The sequence below is a fragment of the Amycolatopsis sp. NPDC051045 genome, from assembly GCF_040682955.1.
Classification (GTDB): Bacteria; Actinomycetota; Actinomycetes; order Mycobacteriales; family Pseudonocardiaceae; genus Amycolatopsis.
On the sequence record NZ_JBFBCC010000007.1, the window covers coordinates 371,384 to 394,391 of the forward strand.

At 72.6% G+C, this 23,008-nt stretch carries 24 protein-coding genes; 11 read left to right on the top strand and 13 right to left on the bottom strand.

The annotated features are described in order from the left end of the window. The first annotated feature begins 33 nt into the window (after positions 1 to 33). The 5 genes from AB0M80_RS19820 to AB0M80_RS19840 are packed head-to-tail and all read left to right on the top strand — an operon-like array spanning position 34 to position 4,716. A complete protein-coding gene (locus AB0M80_RS19820) occupies positions 34 to 1,212 on the top strand; it encodes an FAD-dependent oxidoreductase (protein WP_364566543.1) in 1,179 nt (392 codons plus the stop codon). Next, the gene (locus AB0M80_RS19825; protein ID WP_364566546.1) at positions 1,209 to 1,517 is read left to right on the top strand and encodes a (2Fe-2S)-binding protein; all 309 of its coding nucleotides are present in this window, start codon (positions 1,209 to 1,211) and stop codon (positions 1,515 to 1,517) included. The genes AB0M80_RS19820 and AB0M80_RS19825 overlap by 4 nt, the downstream gene beginning before the upstream one ends. Beyond that, positions 1,514 to 2,806, top strand: a complete 1,293-nt coding sequence (locus tag AB0M80_RS19830) for an FAD/NAD(P)-binding oxidoreductase (RefSeq protein WP_364566549.1) — start codon at positions 1,514 to 1,516, stop codon at positions 2,804 to 2,806. The genes AB0M80_RS19825 and AB0M80_RS19830 overlap by 4 nt, the downstream gene beginning before the upstream one ends. Continuing rightward, positions 2,803 to 3,714 carry a dihydrodipicolinate synthase family protein gene (locus AB0M80_RS19835; RefSeq protein WP_364566552.1) on the top strand — a complete coding sequence of 304 codons (912 nt, stop codon included), beginning with the start codon at positions 2,803 to 2,805 and terminating at the stop codon, positions 3,712 to 3,714. The genes AB0M80_RS19830 and AB0M80_RS19835 overlap by 4 nt, the downstream gene beginning before the upstream one ends. Beyond that, positions 3,715 to 4,716: a proline racemase family protein gene (locus tag AB0M80_RS19840; protein ID WP_364566555.1), complete on the top strand. Its 1,002-nt coding sequence runs from the start codon at positions 3,715 to 3,717 to the stop codon at positions 4,714 to 4,716. A gap of 30 nt (positions 4,717 to 4,746) precedes the next feature. Here AB0M80_RS19840 and AB0M80_RS19845 read toward each other — a convergent pair whose 3' ends face one another. The 4 genes from AB0M80_RS19845 to AB0M80_RS19860 all read right to left on the bottom strand — a co-directional run bounded on the left by AB0M80_RS19845 (position 4,747) and on the right by AB0M80_RS19860 (position 8,856). Then, complete coding sequence (locus AB0M80_RS19845; protein WP_364566558.1) at positions 4,747 to 5,100, bottom strand: VOC family protein; 354 nt, start codon at positions 5,098 to 5,100, stop codon at positions 4,747 to 4,749. 57 nt (positions 5,101 to 5,157) lie between these two features. Next, positions 5,158 to 6,753 carry a cellulose binding domain-containing protein gene (locus tag AB0M80_RS19850; protein WP_364566560.1) on the bottom strand — a complete coding sequence of 532 codons (1,596 nt, stop codon included), beginning with the start codon at positions 6,751 to 6,753 and terminating at the stop codon, positions 5,158 to 5,160. A 170-nt stretch (positions 6,754 to 6,923) separates the two neighbouring features. Further along, the gene (locus AB0M80_RS19855; RefSeq protein WP_364566563.1) at positions 6,924 to 8,471 is read right to left on the bottom strand and encodes a multicopper oxidase domain-containing protein; all 1,548 of its coding nucleotides are present in this window, start codon (positions 8,469 to 8,471) and stop codon (positions 6,924 to 6,926) included. Beyond that, complete coding sequence (locus AB0M80_RS19860) at positions 8,464 to 8,856, bottom strand: hypothetical protein (RefSeq protein WP_364566566.1); 393 nt, start codon at positions 8,854 to 8,856, stop codon at positions 8,464 to 8,466. The genes AB0M80_RS19855 and AB0M80_RS19860 overlap by 8 nt, the downstream gene beginning before the upstream one ends. A 75-nt stretch (positions 8,857 to 8,931) precedes the next feature. Between AB0M80_RS19860 and AB0M80_RS19865 the strand changes: the two genes are divergently transcribed. After that, complete coding sequence (locus tag AB0M80_RS19865) at positions 8,932 to 9,813, top strand: LysR family transcriptional regulator (protein WP_364566569.1); 882 nt, start codon at positions 8,932 to 8,934, stop codon at positions 9,811 to 9,813. Here AB0M80_RS19865 and AB0M80_RS19870 read toward each other — a convergent pair. From AB0M80_RS19870 to AB0M80_RS19890, 5 genes are all read right to left on the bottom strand, one after another. Then, on the bottom strand, positions 9,782 to 10,612 hold the full coding sequence (locus tag AB0M80_RS19870; RefSeq protein ID WP_364566571.1) for a carbohydrate ABC transporter permease: 831 nt from the start codon (positions 10,610 to 10,612) through the stop codon (positions 9,782 to 9,784). The genes AB0M80_RS19865 and AB0M80_RS19870 overlap by 32 nt on opposite strands. Further along, entirely contained in the window at positions 10,609 to 11,514 is a 906-nt protein-coding gene (locus AB0M80_RS19875; RefSeq protein WP_364566574.1) for a sugar ABC transporter permease, read from the bottom strand. Before AB0M80_RS19875 ends, AB0M80_RS19870 begins: the two co-directional genes overlap by 4 nt. Next, the gene (locus AB0M80_RS19880) at positions 11,511 to 12,842 is read right to left on the bottom strand and encodes an extracellular solute-binding protein (protein WP_364566577.1); all 1,332 of its coding nucleotides are present in this window, start codon (positions 12,840 to 12,842) and stop codon (positions 11,511 to 11,513) included. Before AB0M80_RS19880 ends, AB0M80_RS19875 begins: the two co-directional genes overlap by 4 nt. A 75-nt stretch (positions 12,843 to 12,917) precedes the next feature. Continuing rightward, positions 12,918 to 13,781, bottom strand: coding sequence for a DUF3152 domain-containing protein (locus AB0M80_RS19885; protein ID WP_364566580.1), 864 nt, complete (start codon positions 13,779 to 13,781; stop codon positions 12,918 to 12,920). A gap of 652 nt (positions 13,782 to 14,433) precedes the next feature. After that, complete coding sequence (locus AB0M80_RS19890) at positions 14,434 to 15,447, bottom strand: polysaccharide deacetylase family protein (RefSeq protein WP_364566583.1); 1,014 nt, start codon at positions 15,445 to 15,447, stop codon at positions 14,434 to 14,436. Between the two features lie 194 nt (positions 15,448 to 15,641). Between AB0M80_RS19890 and AB0M80_RS19895 the strand changes: the two genes are divergently transcribed. Next, the gene (locus AB0M80_RS19895; RefSeq protein WP_364566586.1) at positions 15,642 to 16,595 is read left to right on the top strand and encodes a hypothetical protein; all 954 of its coding nucleotides are present in this window, start codon (positions 15,642 to 15,644) and stop codon (positions 16,593 to 16,595) included. 150 nt (positions 16,596 to 16,745) lie between these two features. Here AB0M80_RS19895 and AB0M80_RS19900 read toward each other — a convergent pair whose 3' ends face one another. Beyond that, positions 16,746 to 17,216, bottom strand: a complete 471-nt coding sequence (locus AB0M80_RS19900; RefSeq protein WP_364566589.1) for a hypothetical protein — start codon at positions 17,214 to 17,216, stop codon at positions 16,746 to 16,748. Between the two features lie 645 nt (positions 17,217 to 17,861). Then, on the bottom strand, positions 17,862 to 18,203 hold the full coding sequence (locus AB0M80_RS19905) for a WGxxGxxG family protein (protein WP_364566591.1): 342 nt from the start codon (positions 18,201 to 18,203) through the stop codon (positions 17,862 to 17,864). Positions 18,204 to 18,478: 275 nt separating this feature from the next. Between AB0M80_RS19905 and AB0M80_RS19910 the strand changes: the two genes are divergently transcribed. From AB0M80_RS19910 to AB0M80_RS19920, 3 genes are all read left to right on the top strand, one after another. Beyond that, positions 18,479 to 18,820, top strand: coding sequence for a hypothetical protein (locus AB0M80_RS19910; protein ID WP_364566594.1), 342 nt, complete (start codon positions 18,479 to 18,481; stop codon positions 18,818 to 18,820). Positions 18,821 to 19,136: 316 nt separating this feature from the next. After that, the gene (locus AB0M80_RS19915; protein ID WP_364566597.1) at positions 19,137 to 19,517 is read left to right on the top strand and encodes a hypothetical protein; all 381 of its coding nucleotides are present in this window, start codon (positions 19,137 to 19,139) and stop codon (positions 19,515 to 19,517) included. Positions 19,518 to 19,825: 308 nt separating this feature from the next. Beyond that, entirely contained in the window at positions 19,826 to 20,179 is a 354-nt protein-coding gene (locus AB0M80_RS19920; protein ID WP_364566599.1) for a hypothetical protein, read from the top strand. A gap of 48 nt (positions 20,180 to 20,227) precedes the next feature. Here the strand turns inward: AB0M80_RS19920 and AB0M80_RS19925 are convergent, their stop codons facing one another. Continuing rightward, positions 20,228 to 21,325 carry an AI-2E family transporter gene (locus tag AB0M80_RS19925; protein WP_364566601.1) on the bottom strand — a complete coding sequence of 366 codons (1,098 nt, stop codon included), beginning with the start codon at positions 21,323 to 21,325 and terminating at the stop codon, positions 20,228 to 20,230. Between the two features lie 129 nt (positions 21,326 to 21,454). Between AB0M80_RS19925 and AB0M80_RS19930 the strand changes: the two genes are divergently transcribed. Further along, positions 21,455 to 22,396, top strand: coding sequence for a glycoside hydrolase family 43 protein (locus AB0M80_RS19930; RefSeq protein WP_364566604.1), 942 nt, complete (start codon positions 21,455 to 21,457; stop codon positions 22,394 to 22,396). A 189-nt stretch (positions 22,397 to 22,585) separates the two neighbouring features. On the opposite strand, the gene AB0M80_RS19935 is transcribed toward AB0M80_RS19930, so the two are convergent. Next, positions 22,586 to 22,765 carry a hypothetical protein gene (locus AB0M80_RS19935; protein ID WP_364566607.1) on the bottom strand — a complete coding sequence of 60 codons (180 nt, stop codon included), beginning with the start codon at positions 22,763 to 22,765 and terminating at the stop codon, positions 22,586 to 22,588. Positions 22,766 to 23,008 lie beyond the last annotated feature (243 nt).

The window sequence follows — 23,008 nt, forward strand, 5'->3', positions numbered from 1 at the left end:
TTATCGTTCGCTATATCGAACGCTGGAGGATCGATGAACCGAACGCGCGTGGTGGTGATCGGCGCCGGCATCGTCGGCGTGGCGTGCGCCAGGGAACTCGCTCTGGCCGGCTTCGACGTCCTGGTGCTCGACCGCGGCCGGCCCGCGGGCGGCACCACTTCGCACGGCGAAGGCAATCTTCTGGTGTCCGACAAGGGACCGGGCGCCGAACTCGCGCTCGCGCAGCTGTCGGCCCGGTTGTGGCCGCGGCTGGTGGCCGAGATCGCCGTCGGCGACCCGCGGGCGGCGGTCGCGACGGAGTTCGACCCGAAGGGCGGCATCGTCGTCGCCACCACGGAAGCCGGCGCCGGCGCGCTCCTCGCGTTCGCCGCGGCGCAGGCGGTGGCCGGGGTCCGCACCGAGCCGCTCTCCGCGGTGGACGTCGCGGCGGCCGAACCCGCGCTGACCCGGGAGGTGACCGCCGCCGTCCGCTACGCCGACGACGCCCAGGTGCAGCCGGCCGGCGCGGCGCTGGCCCTGCTGGGGTCGGCGCTCGCCCACGGCGCACGGCTCCGAACCGACACCGAGGTGACGGGCGCGGTGGTCCGCGGCGGCCGGATCACCGGGGTCCGCGCAGCCGGCGAAGTGATCGAGGCGGACGTCGTGGTGAACGCGGCGGGACCGTGGTCGGGACTCGTGTCGGCCCGGCTGGGCGCGCCGATCGCGGTCCGGCCCCGGCGCGGCGAGGTCCTGGTGACCACGCCGATGCCGGGCGTGGTGCGGCACAAGGTCTACGACGCGGACTACGTCGGCGCGGTCGGCACGGGCAGCGGCGAGCTGCAGACGTCGGCGGTGGTGGAGTCGACGGGGGGCGGCACGGTGCTGATCGGCTCGTCCCGCCGCCGCGTGGGCTTCGACGACACGATCCGGCCGGACGTGCTGGGCGCCATCGCGGCCAAGGCGCTCCGGCTGTTCCCGGCCCTGGCCGACGCGGCGGTGATGCGCGCCTACGGCGGCTTCCGCCCGTATGTGGCCGACCACCTGCCGGTGCTGGGCGAGGACCCGAGACTCGGCAACCTGTGGCACGCCACCGGGCACGAGGGCGCGGGGATCGGCCAGAGTGTGGGCACGGCCCTGCTGCTGCGCGAACTGCTGACCGGGGCGGAGCCGTCGATGCCGGTGGAGGAGTTCACTGTGGACCGTCCGGCGGTGCTGGTGGAGGTGGCGGTGTGAGCGGGTGGCTGCGGCCCGCCGGCCGGGAAGCGCCGCGCCGCGAGGACCACCCCATCGCGATCACCGTCGACGGCGAGACCGTGGCCGGTGTCGCCGGGCAGACCGTCGCCGGGATCCTGCTCGCCGCCGGGCGGAGGTCTTGGCGCACCACGCGGTCCGGGGCGCCGCGGGGCGTCTTCTGCGGGATCGGCGCCTGCTTCGACTGCCTGCTCACCGTCAACGGCGTCGCCGACGTTCGCGCCTGCCGCCGTCGCGCGGCCGACGGGGACGAGATCCGGACGCAGTCGCGGGAGGAGGGCGCATGACGCACGTCGTCATCGTCGGGGCCGGGCCCGCCGGGCTCGCGGCCGCCGGGCACGCGCTCGACGCCGGCGCCGACGTCACCGTCCTGGACCAGTCGGACGCGCCGGGCGGGCAGTACCACCGGGCGCTGCCGGACGCACCGCACCGCTTCGCGCCGATCCTGAGCCGGTGCACGTGGTGGCCCGGAAGCACCGTCTGGGCGCTGGAAGACCGGCGGGTGCACGTCCTGCGCGGCCCGGCGGACGGCACGAACAGGGCACGCCACACCCTCGAACCCGACGCGCTGGTCCTGGCCACCGGCGCGCACGACCGCGTCCTGCCCTTCCCCGGCTGGCAGCTGCCCGGCGTCTTCACCGCGGGCGCCGCGCAGGCACTGGCCAAGGGGGAGCGGGTCGCCGCCGGGCGGCGGGTGCTCGTCGCCGGGGCCGGGCCGTTCCTGCTGCCGGTCGCCGCGTCGCTCCTGGACGTCGGCGCGGAAGTGGCCGCCGTCCTGGAGGCGAACCCGGCGCGCACGGTCCTGAACGGATGGTCGTGGCGCGCGGCCGCGCACGTCGGCAAGATGACCGAACTGGCTCGTTACGCCGGCGCGCTCGCCCGGCAGCGCGTCCCGTATCTCTTCGGCCGCGCGGTCGTCGCAGCCCGCGGGGACGACCGGGTCCGCGAAGCCGTCACCGCCCGCGTCCGCGCGGACTGGTCGGTCGTCCCGGGCACCGAACGCACCTACGAGGTCGACGCCCTCTGCGTCGGGCACGGCTTCGTGCCGCAACCCGAACTGGCCGTCGCGGCCGGCTGCCTCCTCGGCGGCGGGTTCGTCCGGGTCGGCGCCGACCAGCGCACCAGCGCCGCCGGTGTGTTCGCCGCGGGGGAGATCACCGGCATCGGCGGCGCGGTCGCCGCCGCGGCGGAAGGCGCGGTCGCCGGATGGGCCGCCGCCGGGAGGACACCGAGCCGCGCGCTGGTCAAGAAGCGTGACCACGCCCGCGTCTTCGCCCGCCGGCTGGCCGCCGCTCACCCGATCGGGGCCGCGTGGCCCGGCTGGCTGCACGACGACACCATCGTCTGCCGTTGCGAGGAAACCACCTACGGCGACCTGAAAAGCGCTGTTGCCCTCCCCGCCGCGCCGGGTCCGCACGCGCTCAAGCTCGGCACCCGCGCCGGGCTCGGCCCGTGCCAGGGCCGGATGTGCGGCCCCGCCGTCGCCGAACTCTGCGGGGGCACCGAGCGGCACCACCGTCCGATCGCCCAGCCGATCCGCCTGGGCGAGCTCGCCGATCCGAAGGAGACCGCATGAGCACCCGCGACCTCGGGGGCGTGGTCGTCGCCGCCGCGCTGCCCTACCGGGCCGACGACACCGCGCCGGCCGGCCTGGCCGTCGACTACGACGCCTACGCCGAACACTGCCGGTGGCTCGTCGGCCACGGCTGCCGCGGGGTCGGCCCGAACGGCTCCCTCGGCGAGTACTCCTCGCTCACCGACGACGAACGCCGCCGCGTCGCCCGCACCGCGATCGAGGCCGTCGGGACGGACGGGATCGTCGTGGTCGGTGTGCACGGTCCCGGCGCGCACCAGGCGCGGTACTGGGCCGAGGCGGCGGCCGAGGACGGCGCGCACGGCGTGCTGTGCCTGCCGCCGACGCTCTACCGCGCCAACCGCGGCGAGGTGCTCGCCCACTTCGAGGCCGTGGCGTCGGTCGGGCTGCCGGTGATGGTCTACAACAACCCCTTCGACACCAAGGTCGACCTCACGCCGGATCTGCTGGCCGAGATCGCGCAGATCGACAACGTCGTGGCCGTCAAGGAGTTCTCCGGCGACGTCCGCCGCGTGCTGGAGATCCGCGAGCGGGCGCCGGGCCTCGCCGTGATCGGCGGCGCCGACGACGTCGTCCTGGAGAGCCTGCTGATGGGGGCCACCGGCTGGTTCGCCGGGTTCCCCAACGTGTTCCCGGCCGAGTCGGCGCGCCTGTTCGAGCTCGCCACGGCGGGCAAGCTCGACGAAGCCAAGGCGCTGTACGAACCGCTGGTGGCCGCGTTCCGCTGGGACTCGCGCACCGAATTCGTCCAGGCCATCAAGCTCGGGATGGACATGGTGGGCCGCCGCGGCGGGCCGTGCCGCCCGCCGCGGGGTCCGCTGTCGGACGCCCACCGCGAGCAGGTCCGCGCCGACATGGGCCGCGCGCTCGCCGCGTTGGGGGTGGCGTAGGTGCGGTCTTCCCGCGCGATCACGGCGGTCGACTCGCACACCGAGGGCATGCCGACCCGGGTGGTGACCGGCGGCGTCGCCCCGATCCCCGGCGCCACGATGGCCGAGCGCCGCCGCTACTTCATGGCGCACCTGGACGGCCTCCGGCAGTTCCTGGTGAACGAGCCGCGCGGCCACTCCGCGATGAGCGGTGCGATCCTGCAGCCGCCGTGCCGGGAGGACGCCGACTGGGGCGTGGTGTACATCGAGGTGTCCGGCTGCCTGCCGATGTGCGGCCACGGCACGATCGGCGTGGCCACGGTGCTGGTGGAGACCGGCATGGTCGAGGTGACCGAGCCGGAGACGGTGGTGCGCCTGGACACCCCGGCCGGGCTGGTGCACGCCGAGGTTTCCGTCCGCGACGGGCGTGCCGAACGGGTCAAACTGCGCAACGTCGCGTCGTTCCTCGCCGAGCGCGACGCCGTGGTGGAGGTGCCCGGCTTCGGCGAAGTCTCCTACGACCTCGCCTACGGCGGCAACTTCTACGCCATCCTCGAGCTGTCCCAAGTGGACATTCCGTTCGACCGGGCGGAGAAGGACCGGATCCTCGCGGCCGGGCTGGCGATCATGGGCGCGATCAACGAGCAACGGCCGCCGAAGCACCCGGCCGACCCGCTGATCGGCGGGTGCAAGCACGTCCAGTTCCTCGCCCCCGGCTCGGACGCGCGGGCGTCGCGGAACGCGATGGCGATCCACCCGGGCTGGTTCGACCGCTCGCCGTGCGGCACCGGCACGTCCGCCCGGATGGCCCAGCTGCACGCCCGCGGCGAACTGCCGCTGCACACGCCGTTCGAGAACACCTCGTTCATCGGCACGACGTTCACGGGCGAGCTGATCGCCGAGACCACGGTCGCCGGCGTGCCGGCGGTCGTTCCGGAGTTCTCCGGCCGGGCCTGGATCACGGGCACCGCGACCTACCTGCTCGACCCCACCGACCCGTTCCCCACGGGATTCGTCCTGTGACCCGCCGGGGCCGGACTTGAGCACGGGCCGCTAGGCGGGCTGCCAGAGTTCGATGCGGTTGCCCTCGGGGTCGGTGACCCGGCCGAAGCGGCCGACTCCGGCCATGTCCTGGACTTCCCCGGCCACGTCGGCGCCGCGGTCACGGAGCTGGGCGAGCATGGCGTCGAGGTCGCGGACCCGGAAGTTGAGCATCGTCTGCTGGGTCGGGGAACCGAAGTAGCCGGTGTCGGCCTCGAACGGCGCGAAGACGGTCGGCCCCGTCTGCTGGTGCCAGACGCCGTTCTCGTCGGTGTCCAGGCCGAGGCAGTCGCGGTACCAGGCACCGAGGGCCGCCGGGTCCGCAGCGCGGATGAAGTACCCGCCGATTCCGAGCACGCGTTCCATGCCGCGATCCTGCCAGCACAGCCGCGGGCCGGGCGGCCGACACGCGGGCCGGCCGTCCTAGCCGGTCGCGCAGGTCGCGGTCGTCCCGGTGCCGGTTCCGGTGCCCTGGTAGCCGAACTCCGTCGACTGGCCGGGGGTGAGCGCCCCGTTGAACCCGGTGTTCGTGAAGCGGACCGCGCCCGTGTCGCCGCTGCGCCCGGCGTTCCACGCGGACGTGATCGCGGCGCCGGCGGGCAGCTTCGCGGCCACCGTCCAGCCGGTGACCGGGGCCGCGCCGGCCGTGACGCGGATCGTCGTGACGAATCCACCCGTCCACTGGTTCACCGACACCGCCGCCGTGCAGCCGTCGCCCGCCGGAGTCGTCGGAGTCGTAGGAGTTGTCGGGGTCGTCGGGGTGGTGGGGGTCGTGGGCGTGGTCGTGCCCGGGCCGTCGGCGAGGACCGGCGTCGACCAGTCCCGCCACTCGGCGAGGTTGCCGGGCTTCTTCGCCGAAATCCGGAACGTCCCGGCCGCGTTGCCGGTCTTCAGCAGGAACTTCTGGATGTTCTGCTGCAGCGGCGTCCGCCATTCGGGCCGGGACGCGCAGTGGGTGCCGTCCTGGACGTCGGACCAGTAGCTGATGTTGCCGCCCGCGCCGAGCGCTCGGTAGACCTCGGCGCCGGCCAGCGCCGCGACGCTGCCGGACCGGGCACCCAGCCAGTCGATGTGCGGGTTCTCCATGACGAACAACCCGCGCGGCGCGACCATGGCCACCAGTTCGTGCGTGTCCACCGGCAGCGCGGCCGGATTGCCGGTGTACGCGCTGAACGCGTCCCCGAACCACGGCTGCTCCCCGTAGGCGTTGCCCAGCCCCTGCGACCCGCTTTCACCGGGGATCCCGCGCAGGATCGGGACACCGGCGGTGCCCGACTCGATCGGCATGGTCAGCGCGATGCGCTGGTCGAGCACGCCGATCGCGAACGCGCCCTTGCCGTACCGCGAACACCCCGTGACGCCCAGCGCGTCCGCCTTGATGACCTGCCCGCCGGACTGCTCGAGCACGTCGATGATCCGGCTCACGCCCCACGCCCAAGCCGCCAGCAACCCGGTGCTGCTGGCGGAGCCGTAAATGCTGTAGAACGCTCCTTGTTTGTTGTTCCGCGGGGTCCCCTCCTTGCCGACGGCCAACGGGTCGTAACTGATGACGGCGGCACCGGAGGACTTGATGGTGTCGGTGTCCGCGCCGAATCCGCCGACCACGAAGACGGCCGGGAACGGCCCGGTTCCGCTGGGCAGTTGCACGCCCGCGGAGAAACTCGCGCTGCGGCCGTTTTCGCTGACGTTCACGGTGATGCTCGTGTTCGAGACGGTGCCGGTGACACTGGCCGGCTTGGCGGGTTTCTGGCCGTAGATCGTCCGCTCCGCCAATTTCTTGATCTCTTCGCGGCGGCACCGCCAGTCGGACTTCGAGGTGATCCGCGAGCCGTCGATCTTCTTGAAGGGGTCGGGAAGTTTCGCGGACGAGGGGAATGAGCCGGGCAGCGACACCGCGCAGTCGGCGCCGTCGTCTTCGACCGCCGCGGCCGCTGCGGGAGCCAAGGTGACGAGGCCGCCGAGGCCGATGGCGGTGGCCGCCAGCAGGACGAGGGCAGGACGGAGCCGGGAACCGCGCACCGGGTTCTCCCTTCCGGGGAAACGGAATGGAGAAACGGTAGGCCTGTTTTGAAACCGTCGTCAAGAAGGGGGTGGATACCGAAACTTTCGCGGGCGCGCGAATTTCGAAAGTTTCGGATCTGCGCCCCTTTTGGCGTGCCAGGTGAAGCCGCCGTGCGCGACAGCCCGTGTCAGATGATTTCGAGGTTCGCCATCATGCCCAGGTCCTCGTGTTCGGCGTTGTGGCAGTGGAAGAGGTAGCGGCCGCGGTGACCGTCGAACCGGGTGATGATCTCCACCGCTTCGCCCGGCCGCAACGAGACGGTGTCCTTCAGCCCGCCGTCGTGCGGCAGCGGTGCCCGTCCGCCGCGCGAGAGCACGCGGAAACCCGCCAGGTGCAGGTGAACGGGGTGGTGGACGTCCGCGACCAGCCGCCACACCTCGACGTCGCCGAGGGCCACGGTGACGTCCGCCCGGGCCGGGTCGAACGGCCGCCCGTCGATCAGCCAGCCGTGCCCCCCGGTCATCCGCCCGGCGCGGAAGGAGAAGTCGCGCACCCGGACGGCGCGGTCCCACGACGGAAGATCCCTCGACAGCACCGGGGGAACGCGGCTGTCGTCGCGGGCGCGGCGCGCGACCCGGAAGGCCATCACCTCGGCGGTCCGCCCGGTGCCCAGCCGGTTGACGAGCCGGACCAGGCTGCCGACCGGGACGCCCGCGAAGCCGACGACGACGTCGTAGCGTTCGGCCGGCCCGACCGGCAGGGACAGGTGGGTGACCGGAGCCGCGAGCAGGCCCTGGTCGGCGCCGACCTGGACGAGCGGCAGCCGCCGCCCGTCCTCGGCGACCGCCTCGAGTTCGTAGTGCCGGGCGTTCGAGGCGTTGAGCAGCCGAAGCCGGTACCGGGCCGCGTCGACCTCGTGCACCGGCCACGGCGCGCCGTTGACCAGGATCACGTCGCCGAGCACCCCGCCCAGGAAGCTGTTTCGCACGCCCGGCCGCTCCCGCAGCGTGGCGTCCAGCGACGGGTAGTCGAGCGTGCCGTCCGCGGCGAACGCGCGGTCGGCGAGCATGAGCGGCAGTTCCCGCGGTCCCGACGGCAGGCCGAGCGCTTCTTCGGCGTCGTCGCGCACGACGTGCAGCCCGGCGAGGCCGCGCCAGATCGCCGGAGCCGTGAAATCCATCCGGTGGTCGTGGTACCAGAGCAACGCCGGTCGCTGGTCGAGCGGGAACGTGTAGCCGCGGGTCAGGCGAGTCCGCACGGCACGCGGGTCGGGCATGGCGTGGTGGCCCGCCACCCAGTCCGCGGGCAGCACCAGGTCGGTCGGGTAGCCGTCGGAGTCCGCCGGGGTCCGTCCGCCGTGCAGGTGCACGACGGTCGGCACGGGCAGCTCGTTGCGGTGCGTCACGGTGATCGGCCGGCCCCGGCGCGACTCGATCGTCGGCCCCGGGAACGTGCCGTCGTAGGTCCACATCGGTGTCCGGATTCCGGGCAGGATCTCCACTTCCGCGACGCGCTGGGTGATCTCGTAGCGGCCAGGGCCGACCGGCGCCAGCACCTTCGGCAGCGGCAGCGGCACCTGGAACGCGGCCGGCAGCGGCACGGCGCTGCGGAGTTCGGCACCGGTGAGAGCCGGGCGCCGCGACAGCGCGGCCGCGGTGGACAGCCCGGCGGCGGCCAGCAGGCCGAACGCCCCGCCGAGGCGCAGCACCTGGCGCCGGGTGGGCTGCTCACGCATCGACGGCCCCCAGGGGACGGCGCCACACGGCGAGGACCAGCACGACGAGCCCGGCGATGGTCAGCACGCCCAGCGGGAGGTGCAGCCACAGAGCGCCGTCCAGCCCGGCGAAGTACTGGACGGTCTCCGCGGCCGCCACCGCCGCCGTGGCGGGGAACGGCCACGCCCGCCGCAGCCGGACCCAGACCACGACCGCGACGATCACCTGCGCGTAGGCGAGGGACGTGACGACGTCGGCGCCGGCCGCGTGCAGGCGCAGGCCGTCGTAGTCGCCGCTGAGGTACACGCCGGCGAACACCGGCTGGCCGGCGATGGCCACGACGTGGGCGCCGGCCACGACCCGCAGCACCCAGCCGGCGGGTGGGGTTTTCCCTGTGCTTTCCACGCCCCGAAGCTATGACCACACAGGCATTGTGTCTAAGATCAATATTGCTATGCCGTTATGACGGGGAGGCATGACGTGGACCTGGGGACGCTGCGGCAGTTCCTCGTGGTGGCCCGGCTGGAGCACCTCAGCCGCGCGGCCGAAGAGCTGCGTGTCGCCCAGCCTTCGCTGAGCCGCACCATCGCCCGGCTGGAGACCGAGCTCGGCACGCCGCTGTTCGACCGGGCCGGCCGGCTCCGGCTCAACGACGCCGGGCGGCTCTTCCGCGGCTACGTCGAACGCGCCCTCGGCGAGCTCGACGCGGGACGGCGCGCGGTGGCCGACGCGACGGGCGAGGGGTTCGGCACCGTGCGGCTGGCGTCGGAAACGTTCCTCACCCTCACCCGGCCGCTCGCCGCGTTCAAGCGGGCCCACCCGGACGTCGAGGTCGAACTGCACCAGCTGCCCGCCGACGCGATGGCGCGCGCCCTGCTGGCCCAGGAGATCGACCTCTGCGTGGCGTCCCAGCCGATTCCCGCCGACGGGCTGGCCGGGGTCCGGCTGCTCGACGAGCCGGTGCTGGTCGCCGCGCCGCTGGGGCACCGGCTCGCGGACCGCGCTTCGGTCACCGTCGAAGACCTCGACGGCGAGCCGTTCATCACCGCCCGTCCCGGGCACTGGCACCGCCGGCTCCTCGACCGGCTCTTCGCCGCCCGGGACCTGACGCCGAAGATCGTCTTCGAAGGCGACGAACCCGGTGCCATCCAGGAACTCATCAGCGCGGGGCTCGGTATCGGGCTCAACCCGGCGATGGCCCGCCGCGTCGCCGCGCAGGTGCCGGTCGTCTGGATCCCCGTCGACAGCCCCGACTGCCGTCGCACGATCACGCTGTTCTGGGCCGCGGGCGACCGCCTGCCCGCCGCGGCCCGGCTGATGCGCACCGCGCTCACCGGGTGGGCTTGGGACCCTCCGTCGTGATCCCGGCGAGGAAGTGGCGCTGCGCCACGAAGAACACGATCAGCAGCGGCACGGTCGTGATGACGCTCCCGGCCAGCACGATCTCCCAGCGCTGCTCACCCGCCTGGCCGAACTGGTCGGACAGTGCCTTGAGGCCGCGGGGCAGCGTGTACAGCGCCGGGTCACGCAGGTAGATCAGCGGCTTGAGCAGGTCCGACCAGCTGGCCTTGAGCTCGAACACGAAGCTGACGATCAGCGCCGGGCGGCACAACGGCACCGCGATGCGCCAGAACAGCGTCCAGTGGTTCGCGCCGTCGACGCGTGCGGCTTCGAACACCTCGCGCGGCAGGCCGAGGAAGAACTGGCGCAGCAGGAAGATGTAGAACGCGCTGCCGAACAGGTTCCCCGCCCACAACGGCACCTGCGTGTGCGCCAGCCCGACGCTGTTCCAGATCAGGTACACCGGGATCATCGTCACCGCGGCCGGCAGCATCATCGTGGCCAGTACCAGGCCGAAGAGCGCGTTGCGGCCCGGGAAGCGGAAGTACGCGAAGCCGAACGCGACCAGCGAGCTGGTCAGCGTGACGGCCACGGCCGCGGCGAGCGACACCACGACGCTGTTGAGGAACCAGGCCGCGACCGGCGCGGCCCGCCAGATCTCGACGTAGTTCTCCCAGGCCCAAGTCCGGGGGATCAGCAAGTTGTCGAAGACCTGCGCGCGCGGCTTCACCGACGCGCTCAGCAGCCAGAGGAACGGGTAGAGGAACAGCACGGTCCCCGCGGCCAGCGCCGTCCACCGGAGCGCGCGCCGCGCGGTCACCGGTCACCGCTTTCGTAGTAGACGAACCGGCGGCTCAGCCGCACCTGCACGAGCGTGATCGCCAGGATCACGACGAACAGCAGCCACGCCATCGCCGACGCGTACCCGAGGTGGAGGAACTCGAACGCCTGCTGGAACAGGTAGATCAGGTAGAACAGCGCCGCGTCGTTGCTGTAGGTCGCCGACGCCGCGGAGCCGTAGAACGCGGTGTAGGCCTCGTCGAACGACTGCAGCCCCGCGATCGTCTGGACGATGAGGGTGAAGAACAGCGCCCCGCTGATCATCGGGACCGTGATCCGCCGGAACCGCTGCCACGCCGACGCGCCGTCGAGCTCGGCGGCTTCGTACAGCTCCCGCGGCACGCCGCGCAGCGCGGCCAGGTAGATCACCACCGTGCTGCCCACCGACCACAGGTGCATGAGCACCAGCCCCGGCTTCACCCACGGCCCGTCGGTGCTCCATTGTGGACCGTCGATGCCGACCAGGCCCAGCACCGCGTTGACCAGCCCGACCTGGCCGTTGAACAGGATGAGGAACAGCACGCCGACGGCGACCTTCGGAGTGATCTCGGGCAGGTAGAACACCGTGCGGAAGAACCCGGCCGACCGGTGCCCCGCCCGCGTGAGCAGGGAGGCCAGCGCCAGCGAGACGGCCATCGTGGCCGGGACCGACAGCACGGTGTAGACCAGCGTGTTGACCAGGCTCTTGCGCACGGCCGGGTCCTCGAGCAGACGTCGGTAGTTGGCCCAGCCCACGGCGTCCGGCGACCGCAGCGCGTCGTAGTCGGTGAACGAGAGCACCAGGCTGGCGACCATCGGGATCGCCATGAAGATCACGAAACCGATCATCCACGGCGACAGGAAAGCGTAGGCGGCCAGGGTTTCGCGACGGCGCCGGGTCACCGGTGCGCCACCGCGGCGTCCAGGGCCCGCTGGGCTTCCTGCTGGGCCTGGCGCAACGATTCGGCGGGCTGCTGCTCACCCGAGAGCACCCGGTTGACGGCGTTCTGCCAGGCCGTCTTGAACTCGGAGCCGGCCGGGGACGCCGGCATGGTGAAGGCGTTTTCCTGCGCACGCAGGACCGTCTGCACGGCCGCGTCGAACGCCGGACGGTCCTTCAGCTGCACCAGACTGCCGAAGATCTCCTGGTCGGCGACGCGGTTGCCGGTGTAGACGCCGGTGAACGCCTTCCCGGCGGCCTTGCGCTTCTCCGCACGTGCCTTGGCGGCCGCCACCCACGTCGGCGCGTCGGTCATCGTCTTGATCCAGGTGCAGGCCTGCTCCTTGTGCGTGCTCCCGGCGGGAATCACCCAGGCGCTGCCGGTGACCCAGTCGATCGGCGTGCCGGCGGTGTCGGTGAACGGCGCCGCGGACACCCGCACGTCCGGCGAGTAGTTGGCGAGGACGTTGAGGTACCAGTCGTCCATCAGGCTGGCCGCCAGCTGTCCCTGCTTGAACGGGTTCTTCTCGCCGAAGAAGTCGAACGAATCGCGGAACGCCTTCACCGCGCTCCAGCCGCCCTGGGCGTCGATCAGCGATTTGGCGTACCCGACGGCGGCGGCCAGCCGCGGGTCGTCGAGGTGCGCGGTGCGGCCGTCGTCGCTGAGCATCTGCACGCCCTCGGCCTTCGCCCACAGCGGCAGGAATTCGGGGATCTTCGGGTCGAACCCGATCCGCGCCAGCCCGCCGTTCGTGCGGGTGGTCAGCTTTTGCGCGACGGTGGCCAGTTTGGCCCGGTCGGCGGGGGAGACGTCCTGGGGTTTCAGGCCGCCCGCTTCCACGGCGGCGTCGTTCACCAGCACGATCCGGTTGTCGTAGAACTCGGGCAGGCCGTAGACCTTGCCGTCGAGGGTGACCTCTTTCAGCGCGGCAGGCCGGTATTGGCCGACGTCGATGTGCTGCTTCGCGATGCAGTCGGTCAGGGGTTCGAGGGTGCCGCGGGCGGCGTAGGTGCCGAGCAGCTGCCGGTCGAGGTAGACGAGGTCCGGTGGCGTGTGCGAGGCGACGGCGGCCAGGAACTGCTGGGCGTCGAAGGCGCTGCCGCCGATCTTCACCGTGGCCGGCGCGATCGCCCGGCCCGCGAGGTCGGCCCGGGTGGTGGCGATCTCGTCACCGAGGCCGAACCCCATGGTCGTCAGGGTGGCCGCGGCGCCGGTGTCGCCGCCGCCGACCCCACCGCACCCGGCGAGCAGCAGCACCACACCCGCACCGGCCAGAAGTTTCCGCACCATCGCACCCCTCCCGGGCTCACGCACGAAAAAGCCTGCGGGAGGTACCCGATCGGGTGAGGGTCCAAACCACTGCGCTCAGGGCGAGGTGGTGACCCAGGGGTTGGGCCGGCAGACGGCGCCGTCGGGACGGACCCGCGTCGCGGCGCCGGGTTCGGCGCGGTTGAGGTCCGCGAGGTAGTTGTTGGACAGCCCGAAGGTCTGCTGCATCATCACCGGCGCGGGCGCCCCGGCGGCGGGGCAGCCGACGTGACCGAGGCCGAGGGCGTGGCCCATCTCGTGGTTGATGGCGTAGACGCGGTAGCCGGTCAGGTCGCCGTCGTAGGAGTGCGCGCCGCGGAGCCAGCGGGCGAGGTTGACGACGATCCGGTGGTCGCGCGTCAGGCGGCACGAGGAGTCGTAGGGGATGGAGAAGCCGCACAGGTCGGGCCGCCGGGCGGTGCCGGGGCTGGTCAGGCTGATCCGCACCGAGGGCTCGGCATCCGGCTCGCTGAGCCGCCGGAAGGTCACGGCGCCGAGCCCGATCCAGCCGCGCGGGTCGGCGAGGATCGCGTCGACCTCGTGGCCGAACGAGGGAACGTTGACGCCGTCTTCGACTTCGACGGTGTAGGTGAGGACTTTTTCGCCGGTACCGACGTCTCCGCCCGGCCCCGGGATGGTGTGCCAGGTCCCGGCCCCGGTCTCGGTGACGGGCCCGCCGTCGGGCAGCGCGGCGGATTCGGGGGCGGGAGCGGGCAGCGGAGCCGGCGTTTCCACGGTGGGCTGGGCCGCGGCCACCCCGGAGACCCGCCGCGGCTCGGCGGCTTGCGGCGTGAGCAGAAGGCCAACGGCCAGCGCAACGGCGAACACGAGCACGGCGGGAGGCCACCACGCGGCGGAAACGGGCTCGGGAGCCGGCGGCGGCGTGGGCCGGGGGAGCGGTTCGAGGGTGGTGGCCGGCACCCGCGGAACCCGCGGCGCCGGCGGACCGACCGCGAGCGGCGGAGCGACCGAGACGGCGCGGTGCTTTCGGGCGCGGTGCTTTGCGGTGGATCGCGGGGCGGGCGGCTCGGGTGTTGGTTCGGGCGCGCGGGTCGGTGCTGCCGGAGTCGGTGCTGCGGCCGAGGTCGGGGGTGCCGGGGGGTTGGTGGGTGCCGTGGGTGTGGCGGGGGTCTGGTGCGCCTCGCGGGCCGGTGCGGCCGGTGCTGGTGGCTCGGGCGCCGGCGTCGGTGGGTTGGTGGGTGCCGTGGGTGCGGGGGCGGGCGGAGCCCAGTGCGCCGTGGGGGCTGATGGCGTCGGCGGGGTGGTGGGTGCCGCGGGTGTGGCGGGACCTCGGTGCGCCTCGCGGGCCGGTGTGGCCGGTGTTGGTAGCTCGGGCGTCGGAGGGTTGGCGGGCGCCGTAGGTGCGGGCGGAGCCCAGTGCACTGTGGCTGTGGGCGCAGGCGGAGTGGTCCGAACCGTCTCCGGCGCGGGCGTCGCGGGCGACGATGCGGCCGGGGCCGGCGCCGGGATGCGCGGCGCCCTCGGGGCCGGTGTCTGCGTTCCCTTCGGGGGTAACGGCCGGCGGCGTGGCTGGGGTAGCCAGTCCACGCGCGCCACGGGGAGCGGGTGCGGGTCAGTAGGCAAGGCCCACGCTCGCACACGCCGGCGCCACAGCGCCCTCGGACCGCGGGTACGACACCGTCGCCGGGTCGCCGTCGGAGGTGTAGCGGTGGCCGGATGGTGAGGCCAGCTCGTCGAGCCAATGGGCCGAGCCGTACTCCGCCTCGCGGCCCGCCGATTGGGAGCGGATCCGGGGGATCGCTCCTGGCTCGAACTTGCTCGAGCACGGGGACGGCGCGGGCCCGGCCCCCACCAGCAGCGCGCCGCCGTAGGAGTAGCCGGGGCCCTGGAGCGCCAGTTCGTCCCGCCGCGGGCTGCTGCCGTACGGCAGCGCCAGCGTCGTCGGCCGGTAGCCCGGCACCGCCTGGCGGATCAGGGCGTCCTCCTCGGCGATGGCCGCGGTCGCCGCGCTTTCGGTGGCCGTGCGCAGGTTCGTGTGGCGGCGCGTGTGGTTGCCGATCTCGAATCCGTGCTCGGCCAGCCAGCGCAGCGCGCGCCCGTCGGGGTCGCCGCCGAACGGGTGCTCGTTGACGTACAGGCTGGCCACCGGCCGGAACCGGGGGTGCGCGGCCGCGACGTCCAGCAGGATGCGGATCGCCGTGCCCGGCGCCGGTTGTCCTTGGGGCGTCAGGCCGAACGTGCTCGGGTCGCCGTCGTCGAAGGTCAGGACCACCGGGTGCGCGCCGGCCGGCAGGTCGAGCCGGCGGGTGACCAGTTCGGCGGTGGTGACCGGAACGTAGTCCTCGGCCGCGAGCCGTTCGAGCTCCGCGGTGAAGTCGGCGGGCGTGCGATCGTAGACCGACCGGGGCTGCGCGACGAGGCGGTGGTACATGAGGACCGGCACCCGGCCGAGCTCGTCGGCGCCCACCTGCCGGGCCGCGGCGGCCGTGATGCGCGTCGGCGCGGCCGCGGGGGCCGGCCGCGGTGGCGCCGGCGCCGGCGCCGGGGCGACCGGTGCGGGGCCGCCACAGGCCGCCAGGGCGAGGACGGCGGTGAACCCGGCACCGAACCGGAAAAGGCAACGCATGCCGGAAGTGTGCGACGGGCCCGCCGCGGGCGCGGGCCGGGTCACCGGGTCGGGTGAGCCCGGAATGGCCTGCCACCACCCGAAAAAGCGTGTTTCCGCAGGCCGGGAGCCCGGGTCCGCAACCGGCCTTGGCACGATCCGGTGATCGTCGGAAAACCGGTTTGGCGAAGATCACCATCGGGTATTTCCCCGCGATGGTCCCGAAAAAGGCGGTCGCCGCCGAACGAACCTTCGATCGACGCCTGGTCCTCACCGCTGCTCTCGGGGGCTTGGCCACGAGCGCGTGCGGTGCGCTGCAGCGGGGCAGGGCGCTGGCCGTGCCGGCCCCGGCGGCCGCGGCGGCCGCCGCGGCCGCTCCGCCACCGCCACCGCCCCCGAACCCGCTGGAGACGAGCCTCCTCGTCGGCTTCTGCGGCGCTCCGGGTGCGAAGGCGCTCGGCCGCATGACGGGCGACCTCACGGAAGCGGGCCGCGCGCTGCGCCAGCGGATCGAGGCGTTCCCGCCGGGCCGGCCGGTCACCCCGGTCGTCGAGCTGATCGCCACCACCGTGCACCGCTCGCCCGGCGAGGACGGCATGTTCCGCAGCCGCTGCGCGGACGAGACCGTGCGCGACTACCTCGAGGCCGCCCGGGCGCTGAAGGGGTTTCTGCTGCTGAACATCCAGCCCGGTCGCGCCGACTTCCTGCCCGAGGTGCAGGCCTACGAGCGCTGGCTGACCGAGCCCGACGTCGGTGTCGCGCTCGATCCCGAGTGGGCGGTGGAACCGGGCGTCATCCCGGGGAAGAAGTTCGGCCGCACGACCGGTGCCGAGCTCGACGAGGTCGCCCGGTACCTCGGGGGCCTGGCCGACGCGCACCACCTGCCCGCCAAGGTGATGATCTACCACCAGGTCGCCGCCTCCGTGGTGCGCGAGGAAGAGCTTCTGAAGCCGCACCACGGGGTCTCGGTCGTCAAGGTCGTCGACGGCATCGGTTCGGGCGCCGCCAAGACGGCGACGTGGAAGACGCTGATGAAGACCATGCCCGGCCACGTGCGGCCGGGGTTCAAGCTGTTCTTCGAGGAGGACACCCGCCGCGGCGCGGCCCTGATGAGCCCCGCGGAAGTCCTGGCGCTGAACCCCACTCCCGCCTACGTCGTCTACGAATAGCCCCTCCGGCCGAGAAAAGCCCGGTGCGGTCCGCCGCACCGGGCTTCCTTGTGCCCCTCGGGTCCGTCGGCCGCGGACGACGAAAGCCCGGCGCGGGAGGGGAACCGCGCCGGGCCGTCGCCGGCTTGTCCGTCCGGGGGTCCGGCCGGTCTACGCGGCCGAGACGGGCAGCCCGCCGAGAAGGTCGTTCACCAGCGCGGACAGGCTGATCAGCACCCGCTGGAGCAGTGCGTTGAGCAGGGCCGACACCGGCGGCAGCGACTGGCGCGCCTGCATCTGGGCGGCGAGTTCGTCGACGCCCTTGCGCGCCTCGGTGTTGTCCCGCTGCGCGGTGGCCGCGCTGTCCTTGGCCGCGGCCTGGATCGTGTACCGCTTGCCCTGGGCCAGATCGCTGAGCAGGGGGTCCAGCCGGGCGAGGGTGGCCTGCGTGCCGGGCACGTCTCCCTGGTCCGCCCGCGACGCCAGCTGGTCGCGCAGGCCCTGGACCTCCGCCGCCGCGCTCGTGGTGCTCGACGATCCGCTGCCACCGGGCCCGTCCGCGGTCGCCACACCCACCCCCGCCAGGGTCACCGCGGCGGCGGTGACGAACACCGTGAGCGCTCGGGTCAATGCACTTTTCATGTCGTACTCCTCCGGATTGTGCGATGCCGACTGCGATCATGGTGATCCCCGATCGGCGATAACGCGAGTGGATGTCACCGACCCGTGGAGTTGGTTGATTTCGCACGGTGTACGGCGCGGCGAGTTGACTGGAACAAACATCAAGTTCGCGTGAAGCACCTCTTCGGCGGCTTTGCCCTTCAGCTACGTTCTGTAATTCTCTCACTCGTCCGTGTCCGGCTATTACCATCGATGGATGAATCAAGCCCATTTTCTTCACGGAAGGTGCGAGCGACACCCGTTTCGAAGGCTGTCGAGTTTTCACTCGATCGTGAAGTTTGCAGGGCGGTTAATCCGGGTAACCATTCCCTTTTATGCCAATCGGGGAAATTCACCCTTAAGGAGGATGCGATGGACAAACCCTTCTTGCGCGGCGAGTGCCCTGGTTAATCTGAACGACGGCCGCGGGGCCGGTTTCCCGGTCGCGTCCGCGGCCTCCTCGGTGCCGAGAACTGATCCAAGGGCACCATTCGGAGAGGAAAACGCAGAACGTCCCGGCGCCGACGGCGCCGGGACGTTCTGCGCGAAGAGGAGGGGATCCGCGGTGCGGGGCACCAAGGTCACCCGGGCACCCGGTCGAAACCGGGCGCCCGGTACCGGTGGCGCTCAGGCGCCGGGCGGGTTCCGCCGCGGCTCGGCGGGCGGGTACGTGTTGGCCGGCGGCGGTGTCGCCCCGGCGGCCGGGTACCCGGCCATCGCGCCGGGCTTGGGGCCGCGCCGCACCAGTCCGGCCAGGCCCAGCAGCCCGACCAGGCCGAGCAGGCCCCACAGGCCGTTGTCGTCGTTGTCGTCCTGCGTGCTGTCGCGGTGGGTGCCGTCGTCGTCGGTCTGCTGGTGCCACGCGGGCGCCGCGAAATCCGGGGCCGCCGAGGCGGGCACCGCCCCGGTCAGCGTGATGGCGGCGGCCGCGACACCGGCGCAGCACAGTTTCCGTGCCGAGCGGTTCATCTCGGTTCTTCCTTCCGGTCGGGCAATCGGTCTTCAAGGGCGTACCCCCGTCGCCGGTCTTCACGCCCGCTGTCACGGGAACGGGCGAAGACTTCGCCGCCGGACCCCGGTTTCCGGCGGGTTCCCGGGCTTTGTAAGATGGCTCGCGGTTCAAACCGGAGCCGGGCAAGGAGGCGCTGCGTGCGCACGTCCGCCACCGTTCGTCCTTCCCTTTCTCCGCGTAGCTGCGCATCCGAGCCGGGAAAGACCGTCCACTGCCGTGGACCGGGGGAGGAATGAACACAAATCTCGTTGTCGCGCCGCTCGGCGCGACCTACACGCCACGTCTGATCTGCACCACCGGTGATCGCCTGATCCACCCGGCGGACGGCCGCAACGATCTCGCCCGGATCGTCGTGCGCTGGGCCCGCGCCTGGGTTCCCGAAACCTGGCCCGCCCGCCAGTACTTCGCCGCGCTGGGCATCGGTGACGACGAGAACCCTTGCTACACCGACGAAGACGTCGCCGGGTGGCACCTTCTGCAGCCGCGGCCGGACTCGCTCGCATGGCGGGTGCGCTCGGGCGAGATCGACGTGACCACCGCGCTCACGGCCGAAGCCGAGGCCTGGCCCCAATAGCCCGGCCCCGGCCGGAAGCCGCCGCGAAGAGCTCTGCGCCATCCCGCCGGCGGCGCAGAGCTCTTTCGTGTGCCCGGGTTCCCCCTTGCCTGGCCGGCGATCCAGGCGGAAGATGGACGGAAGACCTCGGCGGGAAATCGACCCGAAATAACCCGATCGGACCACCCTCGGCGTGGTCAGGGGCTCGCGGCACCCACACGATGGTGGCATGCGGTGGAAACAGCGCACGGGCATCAGTACGTTTCCCTCACACGGGACGGAGAACACACCTTCACTGCCGCCCCGGCCTCCGAAATCGTTCACCGAGGAGCAATTCATGCTGAAAAAGATCGGGTTCGTCGCGGTCACCGCGGCTGCCGGCGCGTTCCTGGCCGGCGGCATCGCCGCGGCCGACACCCCGGACAGCCACGAGCACCACGGGCACCACCACGGTCACCACTACGGCGGCTACGACCACACCGGCCAGGTCGGCCTGGTCAACCTGAACAACACCGACGTGCTGCACAACGTCAACGCCGTGCTCGGCGTCTGCGGCAACGACATCAACGTCCTCGGCGTCCAGGTCCCGATCCACGACTCGCTCAACGGCATCGGCGTGCCGGTCCTGTCGCCGGGCGAGCACGAGGCCAGCGGCGAATCGCCCTACAACTGCGCCGCGGGCGCCGTGAGCGACGGCGGCACCAGCCAGGGCCACTGAGTTTCCGTGCCGAGGCCGCCTGCTGTGCATGCGGAAGCCGGCTGAGGCACGAGGATCCGGCGGTCGCCCGGCGTGCCCGGAACACCGAGCGAGCTGTACTCCGGCTCCGCGTCCCGGGCACGCCGCGACGCCGGACGGCGATGTCGCGGGGGACCGGCCATGACGCTGGAGGCGTGTGCCGCTCCCACCGGCGTGACCGCACCCTGAGCGACTTTTTTCCGGGCCCGGCGAACCGAAGCCGGGCCCGTTCCCTTTCCCCGATCGCCCGCCGGATCGTCCGGCGGGTTCCCAGAAGGAGTATTTTTCCCGTGATCAAGCAGCTCGGCTTCGTCGCCACCGCCCTCGCCGCCGGGATGGCGGTGTTCGGCGGGTCCGCGTCCGCGACCAATGTCAGCGTCGCGGGCCACCCGGTCGACTCCACCGACCAGTTCGGCCTTGTCGGCAACGTGCAGAACCTCGACGCGGTGCACAACCTGAACGTCGTCGGCGGCGTCTGCGACAACGACATCAACGTGCTCGGTGTCCAGGTGCCGATCCACGACTCGCTCAACGGCATCGGCGTGCCGGTGCTCTCCCCGGGCGCGCACGAGGCCGAGGGCCAGAACCCGGACAACTGCGCCGCCGGTGAGATCGCCGACGGCGGGACCGCCCAGGGCAACTGACCCCTTCCCGGTCGTACCGCCGCGTGGGGCGCGCCCCACGCGGCGGTTTCACGTGCGGTCGAGCCGGTGCACCGCCACTTCCCGCACGACGAGCAGCACCGCGGCCGCGACCGGCACCGCGACGAACGCGCCGACCACCCCGAGCAGTTCGAACCCGAGCAGCACCGCGACGACGGTGACCAGCGCGGGAATCCGCACGGCGCGGCCCACGATCTTCGGCAGCAGCACGTAGTCCTCCAGCACCCGGTAGCCGACGAAGAAGCCCAGGGTCGCGAGCCCGACCGGCGCCGACACGGTGAGCGCGACCAGGCTGGTGCCCGCCCCGGCCGCCACCGAACCGGCCACCGGAACGAGGTCGAGCACGGCGACCAGGACGGCGAGCACGAGCGGGTAGGGCACCCCGAACGCCGACAGCCAGGCGAACGTCGCCGCCCCCGCGATCAGCGACACCACGACGTTGCCGACGAGGTACGCACCCACCTTCCGGAACACCGCGTCGCCGATCAGGATCACCCGCGGCCGCCGGGACCGCGGGGCCAGCCGGTAGAGCGCCGTGCGGACCCGGGGGAAGTCGGCGACGAAGTAGGTGGCGAGCACCACGATGATCACGGCGTCGCCGAGCAGCCCGGCGAGCGACTTCGCCACGTCGGCCAGGTGGACGGACCGCACGGCGGCTTCGAGACCGAAGGTTTCGTCGGCGCGGCCCAGCAGGGTGCCGTGGTCGCGCAGCAGGGCCAGGTAGCGCGGCGTGCCGTTCCGCAGCTGCGTCGCCTGATCGGCCACGGGAACGGCGGCCGCGGCGACCGTACCGCCGAGGACGGCCAGCCCGATCACGACGACCACGGCGGCGGCGAGCGCCCGGGGCACGCGGCGCGCGAGGCGGGCGGTCACCGGTTCGAGCCCCACCGCGAGGAAGAACGCGATGCCGATCAGGAGCAGCACGTCGGAGGCCGCGAGGACGAGTTCGACGACCGCGACCGTGACGACCACCCCGGCCGCCGCGATCATCCCGGTGAAGAACGGCGATCGGCGGTCGAGCGGTTTTCCCGGGGCGCCCAGCGGCTTGTCCTGCCGGGCCGCCGCGCCCTCGGCCTCGCCGACGGGGTGCCCGGCGCGGTACGCCCCCCGTCCCCTCGTTGCGTGCATGCGTCGGTGGCTACCCCCGCGCGGCGCGCACGAATCCACCCGATCCGGGCGCGCGGGCAAATCCACGCTTCCTGGTGACGGCGTCCCCCTGCCGTTGCCGGAGACGTTGTGGTATCAGCAAAATCGCTTATGAGCTTCAAAGGTCTCCTGCTCGTACCCGTCATCGCCGTCGTGGCCGCGTTCACGGTGTGCCCGGAAGCGGCGGCCATCAGCGCGCCGAGGTTGCTGATCAACCAGGACTTCCCCGACCCGGACGTCGTCAAGACCGCCACGGGTTACTACGCGTTCTCGACGAGCGCGGGAGCGACGCGGATTCCCTTGGCCACCGCGGCGGCCCCGGACGGGCCTTGGCGCGTCGCCGGCGACGCGCTCGCGGCCGTACCCGCGTGGGCGAAACCGGACGGCGGGTTCTGGGCACCGGACGTCACGCAGCTGGCGGACGGCACGTTCGTGCTGTACTTCGCGGCCGCGCAGACGGCCGGCGGCGAGATGTGCCTCGGCGTGGCGACGGCGAAGAAACCGGACGGGCCGTACACCCCGGACGGTGCCCGGCCGCTGGTCTGCGAGCCCGGAGACCACGGCGACATCGACCCGCAGACGTTCGTCGACGCGGACGGAACCCGTTACCTGCTCTACAAGAGCGACGGCGTGGCGACCGGGCCGCCGTCGGCGATCTGGGTGCAGAAGCTGCAGGCCGACGGACGCACGCTCGCCGGTCCGCGCACCGAGCTGCTCAGGGCGGACCTCACGGCCGAGAAGGCGGTCGTCGAGGCACCTGCGGTGGTGAAGACGCCGTCCCGGTACTTGCTGTTCTACTCCGCCGACACGTTCCAGAGCACGGGTTACCACACGTGCTACGCATCCGCGCCGACGCCGGCCGGCGCGTTCGTGAAGGCCGACGCCCAGTTCCTGTCCACCGACCTGCTCGGCGGCAAAGTGGACGCCCCGGGCGGCGCCGACGTGGTGGACGGCCACATCTTCTTCCACGGCTGGCTGGGTGGCGGCCGCACCGCGCGGGGCCTGTACTCGTTGCCGATCTCGTTCCCGGGCGACGTGCCCCAGCTGGGCTGAGCCTGTCACCCACCCGGGTAACGCTCCGGTTGGGCGACCCACAGCCGGATATCCGGTAGCGAGGGAACGGAGGAGCGTCATGACGGTGTGGTGGGGTTTGGCGGGCTTGCTTGGGCTGCTGGGGTGCTGTGGTCTCCTCCGGAGCCACCGGGCCGACGGAACGGCGGTCGAGGACGACCCGCTGGCTCGTTACCCGGTGGCTCGCGAGCCGGCGGCACCGAACGCCGACGCGGCGCACACGCCGCTCATGACCCCGGCGATCACGCCGCAAATGCTGGCGACCCAGCCTCGCCCGGCCTTCCCGGACGCGCCGGAGAACGCCCCGGCCGAACCGCGGCGGGAGGCCGCGGTGGCGGAGTCGGGGATCATCGCGGGGGAGATCCCCGCGCCGCGGCCGCAGTCCGGTGGGTCTGGGGAGGCGCCGGGAGTGCGGGAGGAGGTGGCCGCGCCGGACGGCGTTTCCGCGGTGCCGCGGGACGGGGGACCGCCGGGGACTGAGGTGCCGGTGCCGATGCCGGAGTCGGGTTCGGCTGTCCGGCAGGAAGCGCAGCCGGTGGCAGGGTGGGATCAGGTTTCGGTGCCGGAGCCGGGAGTTTCCGGCGTTCCGTCCGA